At 43.7% G+C, this 9,086-nt stretch carries 5 protein-coding genes; all 5 read left to right on the top strand.

The window, feature by feature from the left end; genetic code table 11:
* The first annotated feature begins 170 nt into the window (after window positions 1-170).
* On the top strand, window positions 171-3,317 hold the full coding sequence (locus FW774_RS08680) for a SusC/RagA family TonB-linked outer membrane protein (RefSeq protein WP_149347768.1): 3,147 nt from the start codon (window positions 171-173) through the stop codon (window positions 3,315-3,317).
* Between the two features lie 8 nt (window positions 3,318-3,325).
* Window positions 3,326-5,170: a RagB/SusD family nutrient uptake outer membrane protein gene (locus tag FW774_RS08675; protein ID WP_197739818.1), complete on the top strand. Its 1,845-nt coding sequence runs from the start codon at window positions 3,326-3,328 to the stop codon at window positions 5,168-5,170.
* Between the two features lie 6 nt (window positions 5,171-5,176).
* A complete protein-coding gene (locus FW774_RS08670; protein WP_149347767.1) occupies window positions 5,177-5,893 on the top strand; it encodes a DUF3823 domain-containing protein in 717 nt (238 codons plus the stop codon).
* A gap of 100 nt (window positions 5,894-5,993) precedes the next feature.
* Window positions 5,994-7,322: a glycoside hydrolase family 71/99-like protein gene (locus FW774_RS08665; RefSeq protein ID WP_149347766.1), complete on the top strand. Its 1,329-nt coding sequence runs from the start codon at window positions 5,994-5,996 to the stop codon at window positions 7,320-7,322.
* A gap of 70 nt (window positions 7,323-7,392) precedes the next feature.
* Window positions 7,393-9,054, top strand: coding sequence for a hypothetical protein (locus FW774_RS08660; protein WP_149347765.1), 1,662 nt, complete (start codon window positions 7,393-7,395; stop codon window positions 9,052-9,054).
* The last annotated feature ends 32 nt before the right edge of the window (window positions 9,055-9,086 follow it).

Here is a 9,086-nt window from a genome sequence, read left to right as displayed (position 1 = left end):
TCTTTAATATACTGTTTCTCAGTAAAATGCGCAACCTTTTCTTTCATTTCTATCTTTTTTTTAATCGCACAACACGTTAATATTAATTAATTATTAAGCTTTTTTTAATTTCTGCCGGTTACCTTGCTTGAAATTATTAACCAAACAAACTCTTAAACCTAATTCAACGCATGAAGAAGATTTTATTTTTATTGCTGGCCACGTGTATGTCCGTTCAGCTCCATGCACAAACCATTCGGGTGAGTGGTAAAGTGACAGATACTGATTCAAAAGAGCCTTTGGTAGGAGTATCTGTAAAAATAAAAGGGACAGCTACAGGTACTACCACAGATGCGGATGGTAATTTTACCATCCAGGCTTCTACTGGTTCAGATATTGTATTAACTTATATCGGGTACGAAAGTAAAACGGTCCGTATAACCGGTAGTAACACCTTAACGATAAACCTGGTAAAAACACAGTCTGATCTGGACGAAGTTGTGGTTGTAGGCTACGGTACACAAAAGAAGGTTTCGTTAACCGGTTCGGTGGCTACTATAAAAGGCGAAGACCTGGTTGTTACCAAGAACGAGAATACCGTAAACATGCTTACCGGTAAAGTTCCTGGGGTACGTGTATGGCAAAAAACCAGTGAGCCGGGAGCTTACGACAACCAGTTTGACATACGCGGTATGGGTAGCCCGCTAATTGTTATTGACGGCGTACCCAGAAGCAGCGGCGACTTTTCCAGGATGGATCCGAATGAAATAGATAATATCTCAGTATTGAAAGACGCCTCTGCCGCAATTTATGGTGTACGGGCGGCTAATGGCGTAATACTGATTACCACGAAGAAAGGAAGCCGGAATGACAAGTTCGATATTAATTATTCCGTAAATCAGGGTTGGCAGCAGTTCTTAGGCATGCCGGATGCGGTAAATGCCGTAGATTACATGATGCTTACCAACGAGAAAACAAAACGGGCGTTCGCCAATAATTTCCCTAATAATACGGAATCAACGTACTCTTATGAAGATATGAAACCGTGGATAGACGGTGTATATCCTTCTGCCGACTGGATTGGTGCTGCGTTTAACAATACGGCTCCTCAAATTCAGCACAACCTGAATGTGAACGGCGGTACCGCGAAGGCGAATTATTTCTTTAACCTGGGTTATATGAAACAAGATGGCTTGTTTAAAAGCGGCGATTTAAATTACGATCGCTGGAACTTCCGCTCAAACATCAATGTGGATATTACCAAGCGGTTCAGGGCCCAGGCTTTACTATCCGGTCACATGGATAAAAAGAACCAGCCATTCCAGGATCTGTGGACTATTTTTAAATATGCCTGGAACTCAATACCCAGGGATCAGATTTATGCCAACAATAATCCCTTGTATCCCAATAAGCTACCCGATGGGGCCAACCCGGTAGCTATAACCGACGCTGACCAGGTAGGTTATAAACTTTATAAGCAAAACAATTTCCAGGGCCAGGTATCACTGGAGTACGACATTCCCGGAATTAAGGGACTGAAAGCAAGGGGGATGTATAATTACGGTTATAATGTTGACGATAATACCGATCATAGACGCTCTTATAGCTTATATGAATATAATGCTGAACTGGATACGTATAATCCAACCGTCTACACTTCCCCGGCATACATCAACCGTTCTTATGGCACAAGCACTTCCATTCTTACGCAGCTATCGTTAGATTATGCCAATACATTTAATAAGGTGCATAATGTGAAGGCTTTACTGTTGCTGGAAGAAAGTCATTTTAAATCCGACAACTTTTATGCACAACGCAATATTAGTATTCCCATTGATTATTTATTTGGTGGAGAATCTGATGAACAGTTAGGAGCCATGAATACCAATGGTCTGGTTGAGGCTACCACCAGAAGTTATATCGGAAGATTAAATTATGACTATAAAGGTAAATACCTGGCAGAATTCAGCTTCCGTAAAGACGGATCCAATAAATTCAAACCGGGTTCAACACAATGGGGATTCTTCCCGGCAGGATCTATTGGCTGGCGCATCAGCGAGGAAAAATTCTTCAAAAACCTGGTGCCGGAAAATCTGCTGAGCAATTTAAAGATACGGGCATCGTATGGTCGTACAGGCGATGATGCCGCTACAGCCTTTCAGTACGTTTCCGGATTCAACTATCCGACCATTAACCCCGATGCGCAAAGTATTATCTGGGGGTACTTTTTTGACGGGAAATTTTATGCTGGCGCCGGTGCCCGTCCGTTAACCAACCCGGATCTGACCTGGTTTACTGCTGATACCAAGAACATCGGTTTAGACTTTGGGTTGTGGAGAGGTAAATTAGACGGTTCATTCGATATATTCAGGAGAGACCGGAAAGGTTTACTGGCCCAAAGAGGGGTACAAATACCCGGGACTGTAGGTGTTCAAACCCCCCAGGAGAATTTAGAAAGCGACAGAACAGAGGGTGCTGAGCTTATCCTGAACTATAAAAACAAAATAGGCCGGTTAGGTTACAATATTGGGGGAAACTTATCATCTACACGTACTATGTGGCGTACGGTAATGCAGGGTATGGCCGGTAACGAATACCAGTATTGGAAAACTTCCCGATCTAACCGCTATACCAGCATATGGTGGGGTAAAACCTATGCCGGACAATTCACCAATTATGATCAGATATTTAACTACCCGGTAAATACCGGTGGCGGTAATAACAATACCATTCCCGGAGATTATTACTATGTAGACTGGAACGAGGATGGCGTGATAAATGACAAAGATGAAAAACCGATAGGAACAAAGGATATTCCCCTGGTTAATTACGGCTTTAATATCGGCTTGTCGTTTAAGAATTTTGACTTAAACGCGTTTTTTGCCGGTGCGACAGGAGTTTACGTACAATACGATGAGCAGTATGCCGAACCGTTAATGTATGGTAAAAGCTCATTATCTAAATTCCTGGATAGCTGGCATACAGTAAATCCTGATGACAATGTGTTTGACCCCAATACACAATGGATACCCGGCAAATACCCGGCCATGGGGTCGCCCATTGCTGATGGGACCAAGGCAGTGCAGAATGCCAGCTATTTACGCCTGAAAACCCTGGAATTAGGGTATTCGGTACCGGCAAGATTGCTGAAAAAAGTAGGGATAGAGAAATTACGCATATATGCTAATGCCTATAATCTGTTTACACTAACCGGTCTGAAAGACAGTGATCCGGAACATCCCGGCAAAATTCCGGATGCCGATTTTAACTATGACCAGGGCGGGTACAAATATCCCTTAAACAGAACATTTAACCTTGGTGCAAACATTTCCTTTTAAAATATTGAATGATGAAAAGATATAGTAAACTGATACTTGCAGTAATGGCAGGGATACTGGTTTCCTGCCAGAAACTGGATATTAAGCCCACAAACGTTGTAACCGAGGATGTGGTGTTTAACGGTGAGGCCGGTATGAATGTATATATGGCCAATATCTACAGAAAACTGCCTATAGAAGATTTTCGGTACCGGCCCGGAGGTGAAGGCAGGGCAGGCATGAACCTGCACCACGAATGGCAGAACTTTTTTCACATGGGTGCCGCTATCGGCGAAATGGTAGGTCCGTTTGGTGATACGTACGAGATCACTTCAGGCTTTGGTTATTGGCCTTATGATGATATCCGGGCTGTAAACTATGTACTGGAAAATCTGCCTAAGTATTCGGCTAACTTTACCGGAAACCGGGTAAATGAGCTGCTTGGTGAAGCGTACTTTTGCAGGGCCTTCTTTTACTTCGCTTTGGTAAAGCGTTATGGTGGAGTACCTATTGTTACCACTGTGCAAAACTACCCGCAGCAAAGTATTGAGGAATTACAGATGCACCGTGATAAGGAAGAAGATGTATGGAATTTTATCGGCGAAGACCTGGACAAGGCTTATGAAATGATGCCTGAGAAAAGTCCGCGGGGAAGAGCCAATAAATATGTGGCTTTAGCATTAAAATCAAGGGCCATGCTGTATGCCGGTTCCATTGCTAAATATGGTTCTGTTAATTATGTAGATGGTGATGCCCGTGCACAAGGATTAGTAGGTATACCTGCAGAATCTGCAAATGGTTTCTTTACCAAGGCTTGGGAGGCCGCATCCTTATTGGAAGGTAAGTATGAACTTTATAATCAAACACCCGGAGATAAGGTAAAAAACTATGTGGATGCTTTTCTTGATCCCGCAAGCAAAGAAAATATCCTGGTACGGGATTACAGTAAGCTACCTAATCTCGAATCAGCACATAGCTGGGATGCTACCTTTTCGCCGGGATATATGACGGTAGGACCGGAGTCAAGAGCATATCCAACACTCGAATTTGTAGAGCGCTGGGGAAAGTTACCCATTGTTGATGCGAACGATTATCCCATTAAATATGATAACCTGGCCGATCTGATGAATGGTTTAGAGCCGCGTTTACTGGCCACTGTATATTTTCCGGGTGCCACGTTGCGGGGCTACACTTTTGATACCCAGCGTGGATTGTATGAAAATATGTTCACCGGCACCGCTACACAGGAAGTTGCAAAGCCACTTGATTCAAGGGCGAGTATTACCGCTTCAGATCCGAATACGTTGTATAATGGTCGCCGGATCATCGGTCAGGCCGGTATGAAACGTCCCGGGAGTCCGGATAACGCTACCCGCACCGGTTTCTTTGTTCGCAAGTATATTGATTATAACAAGGATAAATCACAAACCGGTCTCTTCCAGAGTGAGCAGGCCTGGATAGAATTCCGTTACGGGGAAATATTGCTAAACAGGGCGGAAGCGGCCATGGAACTAAGTAATCCGGGCGATGCACTTTATTGCATTAATCAGCTGCGTGAGCGGGCAGGAGGGCCGCACTTAAATAGCATTACGCTTGATGATGTACGCAATGAAAGGTGTAAGGAACTGGCCTTTGAAAACCATTATTACTGGGATCTGAAACGGTGGCGTATTGCCGATGTGGTATTGGATAATGCGAAGTTCAAGGGGCTTATGCCGTATTATATCATCAGCGAGAATAAATACATTTTCCTTGCTGAGCGTGAAACGTTCGACCGTACGTACACCTTCGAGAAGAAGTTTTATTACGAAGCTATTCCGGGCGGCGAACTGGCTAAAAATCCAAACCTGTATCCTAATAACCCTAATTATTAATTAAGTATGAAAAAGTTAACGAGCAGGATCCTGTTGGGAGTAAGTTTGCTGACAAGTGCTGCATGTACCAAGATAGATAACTACGACGGGCCTAACGCCTCTTTTGAAGGTCGGCTAATCGATGCTGCAACGGGCGAGAATTTTCAAACCTCAACAGGAAGTGTAACCGTACGGCTGGAACAGATCAGTTGGAGCGAAACTCCAGTTCCTCAGGATATTCCAAGTAAAATGGACGGAACGTTTAAAGATACCAAATTATTCAGCGGACATTATCGTATCACGCCCATAGGAGGGGCTTTCTGGCCGGTATATGAACCTGTTGAGATGGATATCAGTAAAGGCAGTTCGCACAATTTTGAACTGACGCCTTACCTGGTGATCACTAATTTTACGCAAGAGCTTAACGGTAATAATTTAACACTCCGGTTCAGTATCGATGCCCCCATCGGTGCCGGCTTACCTACTATTATTGAAGCGCAGCCTTATGTTAATACCACCAAACTTGTTGGGCCAGGAGCGTCCATTTTCAATTATTCAGATGCGTTAAAAGTTCCTGTCAATAAAGAGTGGATTAATATGACCGATGAGGATAAAACCATAGAGATTACTGTACCAGATCTGGTGCCCGGCAGAAAGTTCTTTGTGCGGGTTGGAGTACGGCTTAACGATAGTTATAAAAGCTCTAATCTTTCGCAGATTGTAGAAATTGATGTGCCGCAATAAAAATCTCATGATATGCTCTATGCGGAATTCATTTCCCTCCGGAGTAAAATAGGATAGCAGGTCAGTTTTCCAGCTATCCTATTTGAGAAATCTAATAAAGATGAAAAGAATTAAAAGTTTATTAACATTCCTTCTAGTCGTCGGTACAGTGCTTGCCTGTTCCAAAAAGCGGGAACCGGAAGTTCAGGTTATTGATGAAGGAAACAAAAACGGGCAGAGTGGTTATGATACTTCGGGTTTGCTGTATCCGTCATACACCGGCTTGGTGATGGCGGGTTACCAGGGGTGGTTTGCCGCCGAAGGCGATGGCTCTAACCGGGGATGGTACCACTACCAGGGTAATGGGGGCTTTTATCCGGGCAATACCAATGTGGACTTCTGGCCTGATATAACCGAATACACTAAAACCTACAAATCGCCCTTCAAATTTGCAGACGGCTCAGACGCCTATTTATACAGTCCTTACGACTACGAGAGCGTAGATCTGCACTTTAAGTGGATGAAGGATTACGGTATCGATGGAGTACACATGCAGCGTTTTGTTGGCGAAATCAAGGCCAGTAACCCTTCCGGGAAACGACATTTTAACAAAGTGCTGGAAAATGCGCTGAAAGCCGCTAAAAAATACGGCCGGGCTATCAGTGTGATGTACGATTTGAGCGGCTGTTCCAGCGCTGATGTGGCTTACCTGGAGCAGGATTGGAACGAGCTGGTTAACACGTTTAAGCTGTATGATAAAACAGAGAATCCCACCTATCTATGGCACAATAAAAAGCCACTAATGACCATTTGGGGTGTTGGTTTTAACGATAATCGTAATTATTCCATTCAGGATGTGGATAAGCTGGTAGACAAGCTTAAAGCCGGGCAGAAGCAGGTATCTATCATGTTAGGTGTACCTTATTACTGGAGAACATTTGGTTCTGATACCGAGAATAATCCTTTGCTGCATACGCTGATTAAAAAAGTGGATATTGTGATGCCCTGGGCGGTAGGTCGCTATGGCCCTGATAGCTATAATCCCAATAATTTGAGGCAGGATATGCAATGGTGTAATACCAATAAGGTAGATTATGTGCCCTTAATTTTTCCAGGATTTAGCTGGGGAAATATGCACAAAGATCCAACCATCTATTATTCCATTCCCCGCAACAAAGGAGACTTTTTATGGACACAGGCTGCCGGGGCTATTCAGTTTGGTGCAAAATCACTCTATGTGGCTATGTTTGATGAGATAGATGAAGGCACGGCCATTTTCAAATGCGCCCGGGAATCTGAAACTCCATTAAACGGTAATGCCGGGTTGAAATTTGCAGGCATTGAAAACGATCTCCCGTCTGACCACTATTTGTGGCTGACGGGCCAGGCAGCCAATTGGCTTCATGGAGAAAAAGGATATACGTATAAAAAACCTGAGCGCACACCATAACACCGATAATACCGTATTGCAGCCTTAGCTGCTCAAACTAATGAAATAGTAAACCTTAAATTAAAATACAATGAAATTAACAAAATCAGCCTTGCTGTATTTCATTCTTAGCGTTGCCATACTGGCGTGTAAAAAAGATGAATACACTTCGAGAGACATCAGCGGCTTAAAACCTACACCGGTAACGCCGGAGCCGCCAGACCCGACACTCGTGGTATTTGATAATGCCGAAAGTGCAGATGGATGGGATGCTGCCGGAGGTGCCGTACTTAACGACGATAAAAAACAAGGAGATCACTCGGTAAAAGCTACCATAGCGGGAGGCGATGCGTTGCGTATGCAAAAGGCCTTGGCTACTTCCATCAATCCTAATATTACAAAAGAGAACGGCCAATTAATTTTTTGGCTGTATGTTGAAGATGCTTCCAGGGTGAAACTAAGCGATGGCCAGATTGAGATAACCAGTTCCGGCCAACCAGATCAACAAGAGTATAATTGGCCGACCAGTAGTTTGGGAACATTACAAACCGGATGGAATAAAATCCAGTTAGATCTTAAAGATGCCGGAGAATCCGGAGGTGGAGCTGATTTGGGTGCAATAAACTTCTTTCGTATCTATATGAACACTACAGACGCCGCATCTGCCACTGCTCCTTTTACCATGGCAATTGATGCCGTTGGTTTTGTGCAGATTGGTGGTAGTGGAGGAGGACCGGTTGATACTGGTATATGGGAAAGCTGTGATAATCTGGATGGCTGGGATTCTCCGGGTAATATGGGCGATTATATAGAAACAGCAGGTAAAAAAGAAGGCACAGGGTTTATTAAAGGTAAGATACCAATAGGCTCGAATGAGATGCGTTTTGCTAAATTGAATGCCACTAGCTTTGATAGTAAGGTAACCAAAGAGAATGGCCAGTTAACTTTTTGGTTCTATGTAGAGCATCCTGAGCTATTTAGTGAAATACAGGTACAGATAAGCAGTACCGATAATATTGATTCTTATCGCTATGGCTGGAATTTAATGGATGAACCTGCGACGGGTGTTAAACTCAATACCGGCTGGAATGAAATCAAACTTGATCTTACCAGGGCTTACGATTCAGATGGCGGGGCAGATCTGTCAGCCCTTCGGTTTTTCCGTATTTTCGGTTTTACCAACGATAATGCTACCGCCGAGATTCCGCTGGCTATTGACGGTATTAAATTCCTTAAAAAGCCGGCTCCGGCACCATCTCTGTGGGAAAGCTGTGATAACCTGGATGGCTGGGATATTCCCGGCAATATGGCTGCTTTTATAGAAACTGCCGGCAAGAAAGAAGGCTCGGGATTTATTAAAGGTAAAATACCCGTGGGCGATGACTATATGCGTTTTGCCAAACAGTATGCCTCTACTTTTGATACCAAGGTTACCAAAGATAATGGTCAACTTGCTTTTTGGTTCTATGTAGAGCAGCCGGAACTGTTTAATGAAATACAGGTACAGGTAAGCAGCACCGACAATATTGATTCCTATCGGTACGGCTGGAACTTAATGGACGAACCTGCCACTGGTGTTAAACTCAAAACCGGATGGAACGAAATCAAACTCGATCTTACCCGGTCTTATGATTCGGATGGTGGCGCAGACCTTTCGGCTGTCAAATATTTCCGTATTTTCGGTATTACCAAAGATAAAGTGACAGCCGAAATACCGGTAGGTATTGATGGTATAAAATTTCAGCAAAAATAGTAATACCTAAATCTTAACAATACCAGGGAGGA

Source organism: Pedobacter sp. BS3, from assembly GCF_008274585.1.
Taxonomy (GTDB): domain Bacteria; phylum Bacteroidota; class Bacteroidia; order Sphingobacteriales; family Sphingobacteriaceae; genus Hufsiella_A.
This window is presented reverse-complemented; position numbering and strand designations above follow the sequence as displayed.

Excerpts from the sequence above, each read along its gene's own strand:
- FW774_RS08675 (WP_197739818.1), top strand. The coding sequence starts at position 3,326 with ATGATGAAAAGATATAGTAAACTGATACTTGCAGTAATGGCAGGGATA.
- FW774_RS08665 (WP_149347766.1), top strand. The coding sequence starts at position 5,994 with ATGAAAAGAATTAAAAGTTTATTAACATTCCTTCTAGTCGTCGGTACA.
- FW774_RS08680 (WP_149347768.1), top strand. The coding sequence starts at position 171 with ATGAAGAAGATTTTATTTTTATTGCTGGCCACGTGTATGTCCGTTCAG.
- FW774_RS08660 (WP_149347765.1), top strand. The coding sequence starts at position 7,393 with ATGAAATTAACAAAATCAGCCTTGCTGTATTTCATTCTTAGCGTTGCC.
- FW774_RS08670 (WP_149347767.1), top strand. The coding sequence starts at position 5,177 with ATGAAAAAGTTAACGAGCAGGATCCTGTTGGGAGTAAGTTTGCTGACA.